The 17,833-nt window shown below is 69.0% G+C and carries 18 protein-coding genes; 1 reads left to right on the top strand and 17 read right to left on the bottom strand.

The genetic code is table 11. The features are described 5' to 3' along the window. Positions 1 to 39: 39 nt before the first annotated feature. The 15 genes from IDM45_RS12390 to IDM45_RS12320 form a co-directional block, all read right to left on the bottom strand. On the bottom strand, positions 40 to 804 hold the full coding sequence (locus IDM45_RS12390) for an ABC transporter ATP-binding protein (RefSeq protein ID WP_209423110.1): 765 nt from the start codon (positions 802 to 804) through the stop codon (positions 40 to 42). Continuing rightward, on the bottom strand, positions 801 to 2,717 hold the full coding sequence (locus IDM45_RS12385; RefSeq protein ID WP_209423109.1) for a branched-chain amino acid ABC transporter ATP-binding protein/permease: 1,917 nt from the start codon (positions 2,715 to 2,717) through the stop codon (positions 801 to 803). The genes IDM45_RS12390 and IDM45_RS12385 overlap by 4 nt, the downstream gene beginning before the upstream one ends. Next, on the bottom strand, positions 2,714 to 3,742 hold the full coding sequence (locus tag IDM45_RS12380; RefSeq protein ID WP_209423108.1) for a branched-chain amino acid ABC transporter permease: 1,029 nt from the start codon (positions 3,740 to 3,742) through the stop codon (positions 2,714 to 2,716). Before IDM45_RS12380 ends, IDM45_RS12385 begins: the two co-directional genes overlap by 4 nt. 110 nt (positions 3,743 to 3,852) lie before the next feature. Next, positions 3,853 to 5,004 carry an ABC transporter substrate-binding protein gene (locus IDM45_RS12375; RefSeq protein WP_209423107.1) on the bottom strand — a complete coding sequence of 384 codons (1,152 nt, stop codon included), beginning with the start codon at positions 5,002 to 5,004 and terminating at the stop codon, positions 3,853 to 3,855. 152 nt (positions 5,005 to 5,156) lie between these two features. After that, entirely contained in the window at positions 5,157 to 5,786 is a 630-nt protein-coding gene (locus IDM45_RS12370; RefSeq protein ID WP_209423106.1) for a TetR/AcrR family transcriptional regulator, read from the bottom strand. A 22-nt stretch (positions 5,787 to 5,808) separates the two neighbouring features. Continuing rightward, complete coding sequence (gene paaE, locus IDM45_RS12365) at positions 5,809 to 6,897, bottom strand: 1,2-phenylacetyl-CoA epoxidase subunit PaaE (RefSeq protein ID WP_209423105.1); 1,089 nt, start codon at positions 6,895 to 6,897, stop codon at positions 5,809 to 5,811. Positions 6,898 to 6,997: 100 nt separating this feature from the next. Continuing rightward, positions 6,998 to 7,531: a 1,2-phenylacetyl-CoA epoxidase subunit PaaD gene (gene paaD / locus IDM45_RS12360; protein WP_209424111.1), complete on the bottom strand. Its 534-nt coding sequence runs from the start codon at positions 7,529 to 7,531 to the stop codon at positions 6,998 to 7,000. Next, complete coding sequence (paaC, locus tag IDM45_RS12355) at positions 7,525 to 8,295, bottom strand: 1,2-phenylacetyl-CoA epoxidase subunit PaaC (protein ID WP_209423104.1); 771 nt, start codon at positions 8,293 to 8,295, stop codon at positions 7,525 to 7,527. Before paaC ends, paaD begins: the two co-directional genes overlap by 7 nt. A gap of 13 nt (positions 8,296 to 8,308) precedes the next feature. Then, positions 8,309 to 8,620: a 1,2-phenylacetyl-CoA epoxidase subunit PaaB gene (gene paaB / locus IDM45_RS12350; protein WP_209423103.1), complete on the bottom strand. Its 312-nt coding sequence runs from the start codon at positions 8,618 to 8,620 to the stop codon at positions 8,309 to 8,311. Between the two features lie 95 nt (positions 8,621 to 8,715). Beyond that, positions 8,716 to 9,726 (bottom strand): 1,2-phenylacetyl-CoA epoxidase subunit PaaA, encoded by a 1,011-nt coding sequence (gene paaA / locus IDM45_RS12345; RefSeq protein WP_209423102.1) that lies wholly within the window; start codon positions 9,724 to 9,726, stop codon positions 8,716 to 8,718. Positions 9,727 to 9,803: 77 nt separating this feature from the next. Then, complete coding sequence (locus IDM45_RS12340; RefSeq protein WP_209423101.1) at positions 9,804 to 10,838, bottom strand: 2Fe-2S iron-sulfur cluster-binding protein; 1,035 nt, start codon at positions 10,836 to 10,838, stop codon at positions 9,804 to 9,806. 7 nt (positions 10,839 to 10,845) lie between these two features. Continuing rightward, positions 10,846 to 11,871, bottom strand: coding sequence for a diiron oxygenase (locus IDM45_RS12335; protein ID WP_209423100.1), 1,026 nt, complete (start codon positions 11,869 to 11,871; stop codon positions 10,846 to 10,848). Between the two features lie 108 nt (positions 11,872 to 11,979). Further along, a complete protein-coding gene (gene paaK, locus IDM45_RS12330) occupies positions 11,980 to 13,296 on the bottom strand; it encodes a phenylacetate--CoA ligase PaaK (RefSeq protein WP_209423099.1) in 1,317 nt (438 codons plus the stop codon). A 75-nt stretch (positions 13,297 to 13,371) separates the two neighbouring features. Next, the gene (gene paaI / locus IDM45_RS12325; RefSeq protein ID WP_209423098.1) at positions 13,372 to 13,836 is read right to left on the bottom strand and encodes a hydroxyphenylacetyl-CoA thioesterase PaaI; all 465 of its coding nucleotides are present in this window, start codon (positions 13,834 to 13,836) and stop codon (positions 13,372 to 13,374) included. 99 nt (positions 13,837 to 13,935) lie between these two features. Further along, positions 13,936 to 14,763, bottom strand: a complete 828-nt coding sequence (locus IDM45_RS12320; protein ID WP_209423097.1) for an enoyl-CoA hydratase-related protein — start codon at positions 14,761 to 14,763, stop codon at positions 13,936 to 13,938. A 162-nt stretch (positions 14,764 to 14,925) separates the two neighbouring features. Between IDM45_RS12320 and paaN the strand changes: the two genes are divergently transcribed. Further along, positions 14,926 to 16,596, top strand: coding sequence for a phenylacetic acid degradation protein PaaN (paaN, locus tag IDM45_RS12315; protein WP_209423096.1), 1,671 nt, complete (start codon positions 14,926 to 14,928; stop codon positions 16,594 to 16,596). A gap of 35 nt (positions 16,597 to 16,631) precedes the next feature. On the opposite strand, the gene IDM45_RS12310 is transcribed toward paaN, so the two are convergent. Then, a complete protein-coding gene (locus IDM45_RS12310; RefSeq protein ID WP_232654315.1) occupies positions 16,632 to 17,063 on the bottom strand; it encodes a CinA family protein in 432 nt (143 codons plus the stop codon). A gap of 116 nt (positions 17,064 to 17,179) precedes the next feature. Next, positions 17,180 to 17,692 carry a phosphatidylglycerophosphatase A family protein gene (locus IDM45_RS12305; protein WP_209423095.1) on the bottom strand — a complete coding sequence of 171 codons (513 nt, stop codon included), beginning with the start codon at positions 17,690 to 17,692 and terminating at the stop codon, positions 17,180 to 17,182. Between the last annotated feature and the right edge of the window lie 141 nt (positions 17,693 to 17,833).

The raw sequence follows: 17,833 nt of genomic DNA, 5'->3' as shown, positions 1-17,833 counted from the left end.
CTGGCCCCCACCCCGGCCCTCTCCCAGAGGGAGCAGGAGTCAGGCCGGCTGCTCCTCGGCCTGCGCCGAGCCCATGCCCAGGTAGGTATCGATGATGCGCCGGTCGTGCAGCAACTCGCGCGCCGGGCCGGTCAGCATGACCTCGCCCATCTCCAGCACATAGGCGCGGTCGGCTACCTGCAACGCGGCGCGGGCGTTTTGCTCGACCAGCAGTACCGACACGCCCAGCTTGCGCAGGTTCCACACCACCTGCAGCACCTCGCGCACGATGCGCGGCGCCAGGCCCAGCGATGGCTCATCGAGCATCAGCAGGCGCGGGCGCGCCATCAGCGCCCGGCCAATGGCCAGCATCTGGCGCTCGCCGCCCGACAGCGTCGAAGCCAGCTGCGAGCGGCGCTCGCGCAGGCGCGAGAAGATCTCGAACACCTCCGCCATGCGCTGGCGCTGGTCGTACTGGCCCCGGCGCCAGCGCGAGAAGCCGCCCAGCAGCAGGTTGTCCTCGATGGACATCTCGCCGAACAGCTCGCGCTTTTCCGGCACCAGCGCGACGCCGTGCGCCACCATGTCCTCCACGCGCGGGCGCAGCATGTGCTTGCCGGCCAGGTGCAGCTGGCCGCTGGAGGCGAGCATGCCCATGCTGGCGTTGAGCAGCGTGCTCTTGCCGGCGCCGTTGGGGCCGATCACGGTCACGATCTCGCCCGGATGCACGCTCAGGTTGACCTGGTGGACGGCCTCCACCGGGCCATAGGAGACGGAAAAATCCGTCAGTTGCAGCAGCGCGCTGCCGGGTGCTGGGGTGCTCATGCGGCGGCCTCCTCGCTGGCGAAGTCGAAGTCATCGGCGCCGCCCAGATAGGCATCCAGCACGCGCTGGTTGCTCTGGATCTCGGCGGGTGTGCCGTGGGCGATCACGGTGCCGAACTCCAGCACGGTGATGCGGTCGGCCAGGTTCATCACGAACTCCATGTCGTGCTCGACGATCAGAATGCCCAGGCCTTCGCTGCGCAGCTGCGCCAGCAATTGCGCCAGCGCCTGCTTTTCCAGGTGGCGCAGGCCGGCTGCCGGCTCGTCGAGCAGCAGCAGCGCCGGCTGGCCGGCCAGGGCGCGGGCGATCTCCACGATGCGCTGCTGGCCCAGGGCCAGCGAGCCGGCGGGCACGTCGGCATAGGCGCCCAGGCCGCAGCGCTCGATCTGCCGGCGCGCCTCGGCCAGCAGGGCGGCTTCCTCGGCGCGATCCAGGCGCAGCATGGAGGCCAGCCAGCCACGGTGCGCGCGCAGGTGCGCGCCCAGGGCGACGTTCTCCAGCACGCTTCTTTGGCCCAGCAGGCGCACGTGCTGGAAGGTGCGCCCCAGCCCCAGGCGGGCGAACTCGCGCGAGGGCTTGCCGGCCATGGGCTGTTGCTGCAGCGCGATGCTGCCCTCGGTCGGGTCATCGACGCCCGAGATCATGTTGAAGAAGGTGCTCTTGCCGGCGCCGTTGGGGCCGATCAGGGCGTGGACTTCGCCGGCGCTCACCTGCAGATCGACGCTGTTGTTGGCCACCAGGCCGCCAAAGCGCTTGGTCACGGCGCGCGCATCGATCAGCCGCGTGCCGGCTGCCGGCAGGGCGCGCTTGTCCAGGTGGCTGGCGCGCACCGCCTTGCGCGCCGGCGTGGGCTTGAACAGCGGGGCCGTGAAGTGCTGCAGCGTCGGCCACAGACCCTGGGCGAAGCGCTGCAGCACCAGCACCATCATCAGGCCGAAGACGATGGTCTCGAAGTTGCCCGAGCCGCCCAGCAGCATGGGCAGCCAGTCCTGCAGCTTTTCCTTGAGCAGCGTGATGATGGTGGCGCCCAGCACCGCGCCCCACAGGTGGCCCGAGCCGCCGACCACGGCCATGAACAGGAACTCGATGCCGATGTTCAGGTTGAAGGGCGTGGGGTTCACAAAGCGCTGCATGTGCGCGTACAGCCAGCCCGAGATGGCGGCCAGCAGCGCGGCCAGCACGAACAGCTTGATGCGCTGGCGCGTGGTGTCTATGCCCATGGACTCGGCCATGACCTGGCCGGTCTTGAGCGAGCGCACGGCGCGGCCCTCGCGCGAGTCCAGCAGGTTGTGCAAGAGCCAGATGGCGATGAGCAGCACTGCCCAGATGACCACGCCCAGGGTGCGCGGCGAGGCCAGATCCAGGCCGGGCAGCGAAAGCGCCGGGATGCCGGTGATGCCGGTCTGCCCGCCCAGGAATTGCATGTTGCCGAACAGGTAGTACAGGCTCAGGCCCCAGGCGATGGTGGCCAGCGGCAGGTAGTGGCCCGACAGGCGCAGCGTGACTGCGCCCAGGCCCCAGGCGATGGCAAAGGTCACCACCAGGCCCAGCAGCAGGCCGAGCCAGGGCAGCAGCGGCGCCGGCACGGAGGAAAACCAGGCGGCGGCCTGCGGCGAGGTACACATCCAGGCCGTGGCGTAGGCGCCCACGCCGACGAAGGCTGCCTGGCCGAAGGAGGTCATGCCGCCCACGCCAGTGAGCAGCACCAGGCCCAGGGCGACCAGCGAATACAGCGCGATGTAGCTGGCCACGACCACGGTGAAATCGGGCAGCAGCGGCCAGGCGATGGCCAGCGCCAGCACGAACAGGCCAGTGGCCTGGCCGCGCGTGATCCAGCCGCGCGCGGCGCCATCCGCAGCCGGGGCGGGCGCCGGCGCTGTTGCGCCGGGCAGGGTTTTGGCGGGCGCGCTCATTCTTCGTCCTCCACATGGCGGCTGCCGCGCGAGCGCCACCACAGCACAGGGATGATCAGGGTGAAGACCAGCACTTCCTTGTATGCGCTGGCCCAGAAGGAGGAAAACGATTCGAGCTGGCCGACCAGCAGCGCCCCGGCCAGCGCCAGCGGATAGCTGGCCAGCCCGCCGACGATGGCGGCGACGAAGCCCTTGAGGCCGATCAGAAAACCCGTCTCGTAGTAGATCGTGGTGATGGGGCCGATCAAGAGGCCCGAGATGCCGCCGATGACCGCGGCCAGGGCAAAGCTCACGTCGCCCGACATGTCGGTCGGGATGCCCATCAGGCGCGCGCCCACGCGGTTCACGGCCACGGCGCGCAGCGCCTTGCCGACCATGGTGCGCTCGAAGAACAGGAACAGCACCAGCACCAGCGCCGCTGTCGTGCCCAGCACCACCAGGAACTGGCCGGAGATGTTCATCTCGCCCCACTGGAACGACGCCTCCGAGAAGGCTGGCGTGCGCGAGCCTTCGGCGCCGAAGAACAACAGCCCTGCGCCCACCAGAACCAGGTGCAGCGCGACCGAGACGATGAGCAGCATCAGCGTGGTCGCACCGGCCAGCGGGCGGTAGATCAGGCGGTACAGCAGCGGCCCCAGCGGCGCGATCAAGAGCAGCGTGATCAGGCTTTGCGCCCACAGCTGCTGCGGCTGCCACAGCAGTGTCATGGCGGCCACCAGGCCGGGCAGGGCCACGCACCAGCCGAGCGTGGCAAACCAGTTCACGGCGGTGCCCCGGCTTGCGCGCCAGGCCTCGACGGCCAGCACCGCCACCGACAGGCCGGCCAGCAGCCACAGCGTGGGCGGCACGCGGCCCATCTGCAGCATGGCCAGCGACAGTGCGCCAAAGGCGACGAACTCGCCCTGGGGAATGAAGATCACGCGGGTCACGGAAAACACCAGCACCAACGCCAGCGCCATCAGGCCGTAGATGGCCCCGTTGACCAGCCCGTCCTGCCCCAGCAGCAGGGCAATCTGGAAATCCATGGTTGTCTCTTTCGTTATGGGCGGGCAGGGCGGCCCGGCCTGCCTGGCCGGCCAGGGCAGGCCAGGCCAGGCGGTCGTCAGGCCATCAGGCCATCAGGCCGCCAACTGCATCAGGGCTGGTACTTCCAGGTGCCGTTTTCGATCTTGACCATCACGCGGGCGCGCTGATCCAGGCCCAGGTGGTCGTTGGGCGACATGGTGAAGATGCCGTGCGCGCCGGGCACTTCCTTGAGCTGCTCCAGCGCATCGCGCAGCGCGGCGCGGAACTCGGGCGTGCCGGGCTTGGCCTTCTTGAGCGCCTCGGGCACGGCAGCGGCCATCAGCACGCCCGAATCCCAGCCGTGCGCGCCGAAGGTGGACACGCTGCCCTTGCCGTGCGCGTCCTCGTAGGCCTTGACGTAGGCCATGGCCGAGGCCCTGACCGGGTGGCTGGCCGGCAGCTGGTCGGCCACCAGCACCGGGCCGGCGGGCAGCAGCGTGCCTTCCACGTCCTTGCCGCCCACGCGCAGGAAGTCGGCATTGGCCACGCCGTGCGTCTGGTAGTACTTGCCGGCGTAGCCGCGCTCCTTGAGCGTCTTTTGCGGCAGTGCGGCGGGCGTGCCCGAGCCGGCCACCAGCACCGCATCGGGCTTGGCGGCCATGATCTTGAGCACCTGGCCGGTCACCGAAGTGTCGGTGCGGTTGTAGCGCTCGTTGGCGACGATCTTGAGCTTCTTGATCTCGGCGGCCTTGACGAACTCCTGGTGCCAGCCCTCGCCGTAGGCGTCGGAGAAGCCGATGAAGCCCACCGTCTTCACGCCCGCCGCCGCCATGTGCTCGGCGATCGCCAGCGACATCATGATGTCGTTCTGGGGCGTCTTGAAGACCCACTTCTTCTTCTCGTCCATGGGCTCGACGATGCGCGCCGAGGCGGCCATGGAGATCATGGGTGTCTTGGCCTCGGAGACCACGTCGATCATCGCCAGCGACACCGGGGTGGTGCTGGAGCCCAGGATGATGTCCACCTTGTTCTCGCTGATCAGCTTGCGCGTGTTGGACACGCCGTTGGTGGTGTCCGAGCCGTCGTCCAGGACGATGTAGTTCACCTTCTCGCCGGCGATGGTGCGCGGCATCAGGGCGATGGTGTTCTTCTCGGGAATGCCCAGCGATGCTGCCGGGCCGGTGGCCGAGACGGTGACGCCGACGTTGATGTCGGCCAGCGCGGCGCTGCCGGTGAAGGCGCCAATGGCGGCCAGGGCCAGGGCGATGCAGGTCTTTTTCATGGTATGTCTCCTTGTGTGGATGGGGCGTTGAGAAAAAATCGATAAAAAAATCGGCAAGGCGGCGAATCATGGAGCCAAACAGGCGGTTTGCACCCCGGGCAAAGCCCTGACCTGTCGGTCGAAAATGACACTGTGGACTGGGGCGGCGCGCCTCAGTCCTGGCGCTCGGGCTCCTGCAGGTGGGCAGGTGCCCGCATGGCCGGCACGCCGCCGAAGAACAGGTCGGCCACCATGGGCGCCAGGTCTTCGTGGGTCAGGCTGCCCTCGGGGCGCAGCCAGGTGAACATCCAGTTGATCATGCCGAACAGCAGCATGGTCGTGGGCTTGGTCAGCCGCGCCGTGCCGATGTGCGGCCACTGCTGGCCGATGGCGCTGGCGAAATGGCCGACCACGCTGCGCTCGGTGCCCAGGATGCGCGCCTGATCCTCCTCGGTGAGGAATCTCACGTCCTCGGTCAGCACGCGGTGCGCGTCGCGGGCGCGCGCGTATTCGAGCACGAAGCGCTCGATCAGCAGGCGCAGGCGCGGCTCGGGCGCCAGCTGCAGGGTATCGACCTCCTCGACCAGCTCCTGCAGGCGGCTGACATGCTCCTCGGCGATGTGTACCAGCAGGGCGTACTTGTCGCGAAAGTAGTGGTAGAGCGCCGGCTTGGACAGGCCGCAGGCCTCAGCCACCTGGTTCATCGAGGTGCCGCTGTAGCCCTGGCGGGCGAACAGGTGCGCCGCGCGCTCCAGGATCAGCTCGCGCTGGTCGTCGTAGTGGGCCGAGCGTCCACGTGCCATGGTCTTGACTGCCTTCCTCGGATCAGCGTTCGTCGAACGACAGCAGCACGCGCGGCGTGAGCGGGCGGCACTGGCAGGTCAGCACGAAGCCGGCAGCCACCTCGGCCTTGTCCAGCGCGAAGTTGCGCTCCATGCGCACCTCGCCCTCCAGGCACTTGGCGCGGCAGGTGCCGCACACGCCCGAGGTGCAGGAAAACGGCACCTCCAACCCGGCGGCCGAGGCCGCATCCAGGATGCTGGGCTGGCCGCTGGAGTAGCTGAACTCGCGCGACAGGCCGTCGCGCACGATGGTGATGCTGGACTGCTCGGCATCCCCCGGCTGGGCCTCGCGGTGCTCGACGGCGCCGGCCTGGCCGGCAGGCGACAGGGCAATGCCGAAGCGCTCGATGTGGATGCGCTCCTCGGGCACGCCGGCGGCCAGCAGGGCGGCCTCGGCCTCGTCGTTCATCTGGAAGGGGCCGCAGATGAAGACCTCGTCGATGCTGGCCGGCGCGATCAGCGTGGCGAGGAACTCGCCCACCTTGTCGCGGTTCATCAGGCCCATGTTCAGGCCGGCGTCGGTCTGCTCGGCCGAGAACACATGGTGCAGGGCCAGGCGCTGCAGGTAGCGGTTCTTCAGATCCTCCAGCTCTTCTTTGAACATGGTGGACTGCAGGTTGCGGTTACCGTAGAGCAGCGTGACGCGGCTGCCCGGCTCGCGCGCCAGCACCGTCTTGATGATGGACAGGATGGGCGTGATGCCGCTGCCCCCGGCGATGGCCAGGTAGTGGCGCCGCGCGTCGGCGTCCAGCGGTACGTAGAAGCGCCCCTGCGGCGCCATGACATCGATGCTGTCGCCGGGTTTCAGCTCGGTGTGCAGCCAGTTGGAGAACACGCCGCCGTTGACCCGGCGCACGCCCACGCGCAGGTGCGCGTCATCGACGCCGGCGCAGATCGAGTAGGAGCGGCGCAAGTCCTGGCCATCGACGCGCGTGCGCAGCGTCAGGTACTGGCCCTGGATGAAGCCGAAGACCGGGCGCAGCGCGGGTGGGACGTCGAAGGTGACGATGACGGCCTCGGGCGTATCAGGCTCGATGGCGCGCACGCGCAGGGGGTGGAAGGTGACGCTCATGGAAGGGAGGAAGAGGAGTGGAATGCGACGTGGCCGCGCTCCCTCTCCCGCAAGCGGGAGAGGGAGCTGGAAGCGGGTCGAGCGGATGTGGCCTGGCGCATCAGATCGGCTTGAAATGCTCGAACGGCTCGCGGCAGCTCAGGCAGCGCCACAGTGCCTTGCAGGCCGTGGAGCCGAAGGCCGACAGGCGCTCGGTGTGCGTGCTGGCGCAGCGCGGGCAGGCGATGCCGGACTCGGGCGGGCGCCGGGGCATGAAGACCAGGGGCCGGGCGGCGTCGGCAGCCACCGGGCCGGGCGGGGCGATGCCGTAGGCGCGCAGCTTCTCGCGTCCGGCGGCGCTGATCCAGTCCGTCGTCCAGGCCGGGGCGCGCTGCAGCAGCACCTGCACCGGCCCCAGGCCGGCGGCGTCCAGCGCGGCGCGCACGTCGGCCTCGATGACCTCGGTGGCCGGGCAGCCCGAGTAGGTGGGCGTCAGCACGATGTCCAGCACGCCGTCCGCACCCTCGCGCACGTCGCGCACGATGCCCAGGTCGCACAGCGAGATCGCCGGCACCTCCGGGTCGGGCACGGTGTGCAGCACGGCCCAGGCCTGCTGCACGCGCTGGCCGGCGCTGGCCAGGGTATGGCTCACCAGGCGCCTCCGGGGAAGGAGCGCTGCAGATACTGCATCTCGGCCAGGATGCGGCCCATGTGCTCGCTGTGGATGCCGTGCTTGCCGGTGCTGCGAAAGGCCGTCAGTTCGGGAGCGCTCAGGTCGGCGGCGGACAGGATGGTCTGCATCTCGGACTGCCACTCGCCCTGCAGGTCGGCCCAGCGCGGCCCCAGGCCGCTGGCCAGTGCAGCCTCGTCGATGGCGTCCTGCTCGAACAGCTCGGCGCTGTAGGGCCACAGCTGGGACAGCGCGTCTTCCATGCGCCGGCGCGACTCCTCGGTGCCGTCGCCCAGGCGCACCACCCAGTCGGCAGCGTGCTGCTGGTGGTAGCGCGCCTCCTTGACGGCCTTGCCGGCGATGGCGGCCAGCTCGGCGTCGCTGGAGTCCTGCAGGCGCTGCCACAGCAGCTTGAGCAGCGTGGCCAGCATGACGTTGCGCAGGCAGGTGGCGGCGAAGTCGCCGCGCGGCAGCTCGGCCAGGGTGACGTTGCGGTAGTCGCCCTCGCCGCGCAAAAAGGCCAGTTGATCCTCGTCGTGGCCGCGCCCGTCGAGTTCGCCGGCGCGCGTGAGCAGCGCGCGCGCCTGGCCGATCAGATCCAGCGCCATGTTGGACAGGGCGATGTCTTCTTCCAGGATGGGCGCGTGGCCGCACCACTCGCTGATGCGCTGGGCCAGGATCAGGCAGGTATCACCCAGGCGCAGCAGGTACTGGAACTGCGGCTCGCTGCCGATGCGGATGCTTTGCATGTGGCGCGCCTCCTTACATGTGATCCACGGCCTTGGGCAGGACGTAGAAGGTGGGGTGGCGATAGACCTTGTCCTCGGCGGGGTCGAAGTAGGCGTCCTTGTCCGCCGGGTCGCTGGCGACGATCTGCGCCGAAGGCACGACCCAGACGCTGGTGCCTTCCTGGCGCCGGGTATAGACGTCGCGCGCCATCTGGATGGCCATCTTGGCGTCGGCGGCGTGCAGGCTGCCGCAGTGCTTGTGATCCAGGCCGGCCTTGCTGCGCACGAAAACTTCCCACAGAGGCCATTCGTTGGCGGGGGCGGCGGTGTCGGGGGTGGTGCTCATGGTGTCTGCGGGTGTCCGATCAGGTCTTGAATACTTTTGTTTTGATAGCTGCCAGCGCTTGTCTGGCAATGGTTTGCGGCCGATTTGGCTGTTTTTCAGGCCACGGCGCGTGGCGTCTCGGCGCTCTTGGCGGCATGCGCCAGGGCAGCCTCGCGCACCCAGGCGCCGTCGTCCCAGGCCTTGACGCGCGCGGCCAGGCGCTCGCGGTTGCACGGGCCGTCGCCACCGACCACGCGCCAGAACTCGGCCCAGTCGATGGCGCCGAAGTCGTGCTGGCCGCGCTCGTCGTTCCACTTCAGATCCGGGTCGGGCAGCTGCACGCCCAGCACCTTGGCCTGCGGCACGGTGGCATCGACGAACTTCTGGCGCAGCTCGTCGTTGGAGATGCGCTTGATGCCCCAGCGCATGGATTGCGCGGTGTTGGGCGATTGCTCGTTGGGCGGACCGAACATCATCAGCGACGGCCACCACCAGCGGTTCACCGCGTCCTGCACCATGGCGCGCTGGGCGTCGGTGCCGCGCTGCATCATGGTCAGCAGCGCGTCGTAGCCCTGGCGCTGGTGAAAGCTTTCTTCGCGGCAGATGCGCACCATGGCGCGCGCATACGGGCCGTAGGAGCAGCGGCAGATCGGCACCTGGTTCATGATGGCCGCGCCATCGACCAGCCAGCCGATCACGCCCACGTCGGCCCAGGTGAGCGTGGGGTAGTTGAAGATGGAGCTGTACTTGGCGCGGCCCGAGTGCAGTGCATCGAGCATCTGGTCGCGCGAGGTGCCCAGCGTCTCGGCGGCCGAGTACAGGTACAGGCCGTGCCCGCCCTCGTCCTGCACCTTGGCCAGCAAGATGGCCTTGCGCTTGAGCGTGGGCGCGCGCGAGATCCAGTTGCCCTCGGGCAACATGCCGACGATCTCTGAGTGCGCGTGCTGGCTGATCTGGCGCACCAGCGTGCGGCGGTAGTTCTCGGGCATCCAGTCCTTGGCTTCGATGAACTCGCCGGCGTCGATGCGCGCGTCGAAGCGCTCCTGCAGCTGCATGTCCTGCGCGCTGCGCAGGGCCGGGGCGGCGCTAGCGTCCTTGCCCATCAAATCCATGGCCTGGGTGTACATCGGGGGCTTCCTTCCTTGGTTCGTTCTTGCTTGCGGTATTGCGGTGTGCGTGGGGGGCGGTGTCTGCGCCGGGCCTGTCAGGCCTGGGCAAAAAAGCCCTCGGTATGGATCTGCGGCTCCACCGCGCCCAGGGCGCGGGCGGCGGCCACGCAATCATCGACGAAACCGGTGGTGCCGGCGATGAAGACGCTGTAGCCGCTCAGGTCGGGGAAATGCTGGCCCAGGATGTGCGGGATGCGGCCCTGCGCCATGCCGTCCTGCTGGCCGCGCGTGAGCGTGGGCAGGTAGCGGAAATTGGGGTGGCGTGCCTGCCAGTAGCGCATCAGGCCCTGGTCGTACAGGTCGGCCGCCTCGCGCGCCGAGAACATCAGCGTCACGGGCCGGGCGTAGCCCCGGCGCAGCGCGGCCTCGGTCAGCGACAGGATGGGCGCCAGGCCCGAGCCGGCGGCCAGGCACAGCACCGGCGTATCGACGGAAGGGTCGCCGATGAAGGTGCCGTGCGGGCCGGAAAAGCGCAGCTGGTCACCCAGCTGCACCTCGTCGTGCAGCCAGCGGCTGGTGCGCCCGGCAGGGGTGTTGGCCTCGTCGGCATCGACGCGCGTGACCTGCAGCTTGATCTCGCCGTCCGGGCGCGGGGCGCTGGCCAGCGAGTAGCTGCGCACCGGGATGCCGCGCGAGTGGTCGCCCAATTGCACGTATTGCCCGGGCCAAAAGCGCATCGGCTCGCCCAGCGGGCGCAGCACGAACTCAGTGATGCGCGGCGTGCGGGCGATGCGATCGACCAGCACGGCGTACTGCGACTCGCGCGGCGGGAACAATTTGGGCTTGGCATCCGCTGTGCCCCACTCGATTTCGAGTTCGGGCGACAGCGGCTTGGCCATGCACATCAGGCCATACCCCTGGGCGCGCTCGTCCTGCGACAGGGCCATGTCGAGCACGAAGCCCTGGTCGAATTCGCCGGCGCGCACGCGCACCTTGCATTCGCCGCAGGCGCCGGCACGGCAGTTGTTGGGCAGGGCGTAGCCGGCGCGTTCCAGCGCCTCCAGCACGGTCTGGCCGCTGTCGCAGGTGACCGTCTGGCCCGAGGGGTAGAGCTTGATGTGGGCAGTCATCGCGTCCTCAGAACACGGGGATGATGTCGTCCAGATCCACGTCGGACACTTCCTCGCCGGTGATGCCGACTTCCGGAATGGCCGGGAAGGGGATGCCGTACTTGTCCAGCGCACCCTTCAAGTTCAGGATGGCGCTGCGCCAGTTGTTCTTCTTGGCCTCGTACTCTGGGATGGCAAAACCGGCGGCGCGGGCCACCGCCTCGCCGGCGCGCTGGTTGTCGATGAAGTCAGCGGGCAAGTCCCAGAACTCCATCGGCGGCTCGAACAGCACGGCCGACAGGAACAGGTAGCCGGCGCGGATCTGCTTGGTGATGATGCTGCGATCCTCGATGGCCAGCTTGGGATAGTCGCGCTCCATCAGCGCCAGGCAGATGCCCATGTGGCGGCCCTCGTCCTTGCCGATGTTGCGGAAGGCTTCCTTGAACACCGGCTCGGTGCAGCCAGCGGCCATCTGGTGGAAGATGGTGGCGGCGGCGATCTCGCCCATCAGGAAGGACGAGAACAGCACCGCCAGGCTGTACTTGGGCACGGCGGTCTTGTAGCCGTTCCAGTAGCGCCCGCCGTTGTGGTACAGCCACTTGGCGTTCTTTTGCAGGCGCCGGCCCAGCTCGGTCTTGGGCTCGTAGGTCAGCGGATCGGGGTGCTCCAGGAACTTGGTGATGGCCATGCCGCACATCTGCTCATGGTTTTGCTCGTCCTGCGTGACGCTGAAGAAGCACCGGCGCACGGCATCTTCCTCGTGGGCCTCGTAGGTCTTGATCATGGCGGCGGCAAACACCGGCGGCGCCGAGGCGTCGAACACCGACAGCAGCGTCCACCAGTAGGCAATCGCCTCGCGCTGCTCCCAGGTGTACTTGCCCACGTTGAAGGTGTCCCAGGGGAGCTTTTTCGGATCCCAGACCTCGCGGCGCGAGGCGTCCCAGATCTCTTCCAGCTTCTTGGTGTGCTGGTGCCAGGACAGGGGATAGACGTTGGGCTGCTCGATCGGCGGCGGGAACTCCATGCTCTGGGCGAGTTTTTCCTTATTGCTCATGGCTTGTCTCCTCGGATGGTTACGGGTGGGTTGTTGTCAGTCCGACCAGTCGGTCGAAGTATTGCGGAAAAAAACTGCGCCGACTTGCTGTCCGGCGCAGCGGCAGGCTCAGCGCGGACGCTGATCGATGACGCGCCTGGCCTTGCCGACCAGGGTGCGCTCTATGGACTCGCTGGGCAGCACCTGCACGCGGGTGCTGATGCCCACCAGGGTCTTGATGCGGTGCTGCAGCCAGCCGCTGATCTCCTGCACCTCTTGCGCGCCCAGGTGGGAGGCAAAGGGTTGCAGCTCGCAGCGCACCTCCACCTTGTCGAGGTTGCCGTCGCGCGTGACCAGGATCTGGTAGTGGCCCGAGAGCTGCTCGTGCGCCAGCACGATCTCCTCGATCTGCGTGGGGAACATGTTGACGCCGCGGATGATGAGCATGTCGTCCGAGCGCCCGACGATCTTGCCCATGCGCCGGAACGACCGCGCCGTGGGCGCCAGCAGGCGCGTCAGGTCGCGCGTGCGGTAGCGGATCACCGGCAGGCCTTCCTTGGTCAACGTGGTGAAGACCAGCTCGCCCTCAGCGTCATCGGGCAGCACCTCGCCGGTCAGGGGGTCGATGATCTCGGGGTAGAAGTGGTCTTCCCAGATGGTGGGGCCGTCCTGGGTTTCCACGCACTCGCTGGCCACGCCCGGGCCCATGACCTCGGACAGGCCGTAGATGTCCACCGCCTTGATGCCGGCGCTGTGTTCGATCTCGCGGCGCATGGCCTCCGTCCAGGGCTCGGCGCCGAAGATGCCGACCCTCAAAGAGCTCTCGCGCGCATCCAGCCCCTGGCGGGCGAACTCCTCGACGATGACCTGCATGTACGACGGCGTCACCATGATCAGGTCGGGCTTGAAGTCCTGGATCAGTTGCACCTGTTTTTCCGTCTGCCCGCCCGACATGGGCACCACGGTGCAGCCGGCGCGCTCGGCGCCGTAGTGCGCGCCCAGGCCGCCGGTGAACAGGCCATAGCCGTAGGCGATGTGCACCATGTCGCCGGGCCGCCCGCCGGCGGCGCGGATGGAGCGCGCCACCAGGTTGGCCCAGGTGTCGATGTCGCGCGCGGTGTAGCCGACCACCGTGGGCTTGCCGGTCGTGCCCGAGGAGGCGTGCACGCGCATGATCTGGTTGCGCGGCACGGCGAACATGCCGAACGGATAGTTCTCGCGCAGGTCGCCCTTGGTGGTGAAGGGGAACTTGGCCAGGTCGGCCAGGGTTTTCAGGTCGCTCGGGTGTACGCCCTTGGCATCGAAGCTGCGCCGGTAGTGCGGCACGTTGTCATAGGCGTGCTGCAGCGACCAGCGCAGGCGCTGCAGTTGCAGGGCCTGGATCTCGTCGCGGCTGGCGGTTTCTATGGGTTCGAGTTCGCCGGGGGCGGGGCGCGTGGGGGACATGCGGAGGGTCTCCTGGGGGCTGGTGTCTTGGTCTTGTTGGCTGGGTGGTGGCGCGGGCGGGTGGGCGCGGGCCGTTCAGCCGCCTGCGCCGCTGCTGGCCGCTGGCACGGCAGGCTTGCCCTTCATGCGGTACGAGCGCCCCCGGAACACGGCGATCAGCTCGCCGCGCTGGTTGCGCACGCTCACGTCATAGACGCCGGTGCGTCCGGCGTGCGAAACCTCGTGCCCCTGGGCGGTGAGCACGTCGCCCTCGCGCGCCGGCGCCACGAAGTCGATGGCCAGGCCCGAGGCCACGGTCAGCTCGTTGCCCGAGTTGCAGGCGAAGGCAAAGGCCGAGTCGGCCAGCGCGGTGATGAAGCCGCCGTGGCAGGTGGCGTGGCCGTTGAGCATGTCGGGGCGCACGGTCATGGTCAGCGTGGCCGTGCCCGGGCCCATGGCGCTGATGCTCATGCCCAGGCTTTGCGTGGCGCGGTCGTTGGCCCACATGCCGACGCGCACGTGGTCGGCGATCTGCTGGGCGCTCAGGTTCTGTTCGGACATCGGGGTGAATATCTTTTTGATAGCTGTCAGCGCTTGACTGGCAAGGGTTTCAGGCGTTTTTCATTGTTTTTTCGATGGGCGGGATAGCCGATCAGCGGCTCAGCGATCGCGAAACTGCGGCGTGCGCTTGTCGCCAAAGGCCTGCACGCCCTCGCGGTAGTCGTGGGCCAAGCCCAGCTCGCGCTGCTGCGCGGCCTCGCGCGCCAGCGCGGCCGGCCAGTCCAGCAGCAAGGCGTCGTCCAGCGCGGCGCGGATGCTGGCCAGCGCCTTGACCGGCATGGCCGCCAGGCGCTCGGCCAGGGCCTGCACGGTGGGCTGCAATTGCTCGTCGTCCACGCACTGCCAGATCAGGCCGATGCGCTGCGCCTCCTCGGCGCCCAGCTTGTCGCCCAGCAGCGCCAGGCCCAGGGCGCGCGCGCGCCCCACCAGGCGCGGCAGCAGCCAGGTGCCGCCGCTATCGGGCACCAGGCCGATCTTGGCAAACGCCTGGATGAAGCTGGCCGAGCGCGCCGCCACCACGATGTCGCAGCCCAGCGCAATGCTGGCTCCGGCCCCGGCGGCCACGCCGTTGACGGCGGCAATCACCGGCACCGGCATGGAGCGCAGGCGCAGGCACAGCGGGCGGTAGTGCTGGACGATGACCTCGCTCAGGTCGCGCGGCGCGGCGCCGGGCGTGGGGTCGGGCGCGACGGCCGGGTCGGCCAGATCCTGCCCGGCGCAGAACGCCCGGCCCGCGCCCGTGAGCACCACGCAGCGCACCTCGGGGTCGGCGGCGCCGGCCTCCAGGGCGGCCAGCAGCTCGCCGTGCAGCGCACCGGTGAAGCTGTTGAGCGCGCCGGGGCGATTCAGTGTCAGCGTCAGCACGGCGCCGCTGCGGGCGGCCAGCACCAGCGGCTGATCGGCGGGTGAGGATGAAATTGCGGGCATGGAGGCGAAATCTCGAAAAACGACCGGTGCCGGCCTGTTGTTTGACAAAGAATCAAAGCATTTTTGACCGATCGGTCGGTCGATAATCGATAATATGCTCTGACTGCTTTCTGATGCAAGTCAAAACCACACCCGGATAAACCCCTAGACAGGAGACGTTCCATGAGCTTGTTCGACACCCACCGCGCCCTGCTGGACGGCGCTTTGCAGGCCATTGCCACGCGCGGCTACTGGTCGCCCTTCCCTGAAGTCGCCTCGCCCAAGGTCTATGGCGAGACGGCCCAGGCCGATGGCCAGGCGGCGGTGCAGGCGTTGCTGGGACACGACTTTCCCCTCAGCCAGCCCGGCGAGGTGGGCCGCGTGGCCACCGAGGACTCGCCCTACGGCGTGGCCATCGGCGTGCGCTACCCCGAGTGCGCGCCCGAGGCGCTGATCGCTGCCGCCCAGGCCGCCGAGCCGCAGTGGCAGGCGCTGGGCGCGCAGGGCCGTGTCGGCGTGCTGCTGGAGGCGCTCGTGCGCATCCACAAAAGGAGCCACGAGATCGCCCACGCGGTGATGCTGACCACCGGTCAGGGGCCGATGATGGCCTTCCAGGCCGGCGGCCCGCACGCGCAGGATCGGGCGCTCGAAGCCATCGCCTACGCCTGGAAGGCCATGGCCGACGTGCCCGGCGAGGCGCTGTGGAACAAGCCCCAGGGCAAGAACCCGCCGCTGGTCATGCAAAAGCACTTCGAGGTCGTGGGCCGGGGCGTGGCGCTGGTGATCGGCTGTGCCACCTTCCCGACCTGGAACACCTATCCCGGCCTGTTCGCCGCGCTGGCCACGGGCAACCCGGTCATCGTCAAGCCGCACCCCAATGCCGTGCTGCCGGCGGCCCTCTCGGTCAACATCATCCGCGAGGTGCTCACCGAGCAGGGGCTGGACGCCAACCTGGTCACGCTGGCGCTGAGCAACGACCCGGCGCACACCCAGCAGCTCGCGCGCGACCCGGCGGTGGCCAGCATCGACTTCACCGGCAGCAACGAGTTTGGCCGCTGGCTGGCCGACAACGCCCGCCAGGCCCGCCTGTACGCCGAGATGGCCGGGGTCAACACCGTGATCGTCGAGTCCACCGACCAGTACGGCGCCATGCTGCGCAACCTGGCCTTCACGCTGTCGCTGTACAGCGGCCAGATGTGTACGACCACGCAGAACATCCTGATCCCCAGGGACGGCATCCAGACCGACGAAGGCCACAAGAGCTTCGAGCAGGTCGGGCGCGATCTGGCGGCGGCGGTGGACAAGCTGCTGTCCGACCCGCGCGTGACCAGCGCCGTGCTGGGCGCCATCAGCGCGCCGCAGACGGTGCAGCGCATCCAGGAGGCCGCTGGCAAGGGCGCGGTGCTGCTGGCCTCGCGTGCCGTGGACAACCCCGACTATCCGCAGGCACGGATGCACACGCCGGTCATGGTGGCGCTCACCCAGCAGGATTACGCTACCTATGCGCGCGAGTGCTTCGGGCCGGTGTCCTTCGTGGTGGCGACCGACGGCGCCGAGGGCGCGCTGCAGACGGCCCAGTCCACCCTGGGCGAGCAGGGCGCGCTGACGCTGGGCGTGTATTCGACCAGCCGCGACTTCATCGAGCGCAGCGTGCAGCTGTCGCGCCGCGCGCGCGTGGCGCTGTCCATCAACCTGACGCAGGGCGTGTACGTGAACCAGTCGTCGGCGTTCTCCGACTACCACGCCACCGGCGGCAACCCGGCGGCCAATGCCAGCTACACCACGCTGGCCTTCGTGGCCGACCGCTTCGTGGTCGTGCAGCGGCGCGAGCACGTGGCGGCGCCGGCGGCGTGAGGCGGCTGGCCTGACACGGCCGCCCCCGCCGTGCGTCAGGCCCGCTTGTGCCCCAACAGTGACGCCAGCCGCCCCAGCGCATGGCGCACGGTGGCGGCGCGCACGGCGGCGCGGTCGCCGGCGAAGTGCTGCACTTCGCTGTGCGTGCGCCCGGCCAGGCTCCAGGCCAGCCACACCGTGCCCACGGGCTTGGCCGGACTGCCGCCGCCCGGGCCGGCCACGCCGGTCACCGCCAGGCTGGCCTGGGCGGCGGAATGCGCGAGAGCGCCCTCGGCCATGGCGCGCGCCACCGCCTCGCTGACGGCGCCGTGCGTCTCGATGAGCGATGCGGGCACGCCCAGCAGCTCGGCCTTGGCGGCGTTGGAGTAGCTGACGAAGCCGCGCTCGAACCACTGGCTGGAGCCGGCCCGGTCGGTGCAGGCTGCGGCGATCAGGCCGCCGGTGCAGCTCTCGGCCGTGGCCAGCATCCAGCCACGCGCCAGCAGCGCGTCGGAAATATGGGTCAAATCGGCCTCTAAGCCAATGCTGGCAAGCGTTGGCAGCTCATTTTTCGATAGTTCCACGGGCAGGCTCCAGCGGGTGCTCAAAAGAAGAAATGCCGCCACAGGGCGATGGTCAGCAGCGTGCAGCCCGCGGCCACCAGGTCGTCGAACATGATGCCGAAGCCGCCGCGCCAGCCAAAGCCCTTGAACAGGCGGTCGGCCCAGCCCACCGGCCCGGGCTTGGCGGCGTCGAAGTAGCGAAACAGCGCAAACGCCAGCGCCTGGCCGGCAAAGCCCATGGGCATGGCCAGCCACAGGATCAGCCAGATGGCGGCGATCTCGTCCCAGACCACAGCCCCCGGATCAGCCACGCCCATATGCCGCGCCGCCAGCGTGCAGGCCCACCAGCCCACAGGCAGCGACGCCAGCACCAGCCAGCCCAGCGCCGCCGGTGGCAGCCACAGCTGCAGCACCAGAAAAGCCAGCCAGCCCCACAGCGTGCCCACCGTGCCCGGCGCGACCGGCGACAGGCCGCTGCCGCCGCCCAGGGCGATGAAGTGCGCCGGGTGGCGGAGTAGGAAGCGGCGGAGCTGGGATGGGGCGATGGCGGGCATGGGGAGAGGTTGTGCGTTGTGCGTGTGCGCTGGCGTGGTGCGTGTTGCATCGCTCGCCAGAGGCTGGGCGCGCAACGCGTCACCGGCGTGTGGAGGTGGCAAAGAGACTGTTGACCGTCAACAGCGACAGCTGCGCCCCCT

The organism is Melaminivora jejuensis (assembly GCF_017811175.1).
GTDB classification, from domain to species: domain Bacteria; phylum Pseudomonadota; class Gammaproteobacteria; order Burkholderiales; family Burkholderiaceae_C; genus Melaminivora; species Melaminivora jejuensis.
Note: the sequence above shows the minus strand (reverse complement) of the source record. Positions and strands in the feature narration are given on the sequence as shown.

Excerpts from the sequence above, each read along its gene's own strand:
- IDM45_RS12390 (WP_209423110.1), bottom strand. The coding sequence starts at position 804 with ATGAGCACCCCAGCACCCGGCAGCGCGCTGCTGCAACTGACGGATTTT.
- IDM45_RS12385 (WP_209423109.1), bottom strand. The coding sequence starts at position 2,717 with ATGAGCGCGCCCGCCAAAACCCTGCCCGGCGCAACAGCGCCGGCGCCC.
- IDM45_RS12380 (WP_209423108.1), bottom strand. The coding sequence starts at position 3,742 with ATGGATTTCCAGATTGCCCTGCTGCTGGGGCAGGACGGGCTGGTCAAC.
- IDM45_RS12375 (WP_209423107.1), bottom strand. The coding sequence starts at position 5,004 with ATGAAAAAGACCTGCATCGCCCTGGCCCTGGCCGCCATTGGCGCCTTC.
- IDM45_RS12370 (WP_209423106.1), bottom strand. The coding sequence starts at position 5,786 with ATGGCACGTGGACGCTCGGCCCACTACGACGACCAGCGCGAGCTGATC.
- paaE (WP_209423105.1), bottom strand. The coding sequence starts at position 6,897 with ATGAGCGTCACCTTCCACCCCCTGCGCGTGCGCGCCATCGAGCCTGAT.
- paaC (WP_209423104.1), bottom strand. The coding sequence starts at position 8,295 with ATGCAAAGCATCCGCATCGGCAGCGAGCCGCAGTTCCAGTACCTGCTG.
- paaB (WP_209423103.1), bottom strand. The coding sequence starts at position 8,620 with ATGAGCACCACCCCCGACACCGCCGCCCCCGCCAACGAATGGCCTCTG.
- paaA (WP_209423102.1), bottom strand. The coding sequence starts at position 9,726 with ATGTACACCCAGGCCATGGATTTGATGGGCAAGGACGCTAGCGCCGCC.
- IDM45_RS12340 (WP_209423101.1), bottom strand. The coding sequence starts at position 10,838 with ATGACTGCCCACATCAAGCTCTACCCCTCGGGCCAGACGGTCACCTGC.
- IDM45_RS12335 (WP_209423100.1), bottom strand. The coding sequence starts at position 11,871 with ATGAGCAATAAGGAAAAACTCGCCCAGAGCATGGAGTTCCCGCCGCCG.
- paaK (WP_209423099.1), bottom strand. The coding sequence starts at position 13,296 with ATGTCCCCCACGCGCCCCGCCCCCGGCGAACTCGAACCCATAGAAACC.
- paaI (WP_209423098.1), bottom strand. The coding sequence starts at position 13,836 with ATGTCCGAACAGAACCTGAGCGCCCAGCAGATCGCCGACCACGTGCGC.
- IDM45_RS12320 (WP_209423097.1), bottom strand. The coding sequence starts at position 14,763 with ATGCCCGCAATTTCATCCTCACCCGCCGATCAGCCGCTGGTGCTGGCC.
- paaN (WP_209423096.1), top strand. The coding sequence starts at position 14,926 with ATGAGCTTGTTCGACACCCACCGCGCCCTGCTGGACGGCGCTTTGCAG.
- IDM45_RS12310 (WP_232654315.1), bottom strand. The coding sequence starts at position 17,063 with ATGCTGGCCACGGCCGAGAGCTGCACCGGCGGCCTGATCGCCGCAGCC.
- IDM45_RS12305 (WP_209423095.1), bottom strand. The coding sequence starts at position 17,692 with ATGCCCGCCATCGCCCCATCCCAGCTCCGCCGCTTCCTACTCCGCCAC.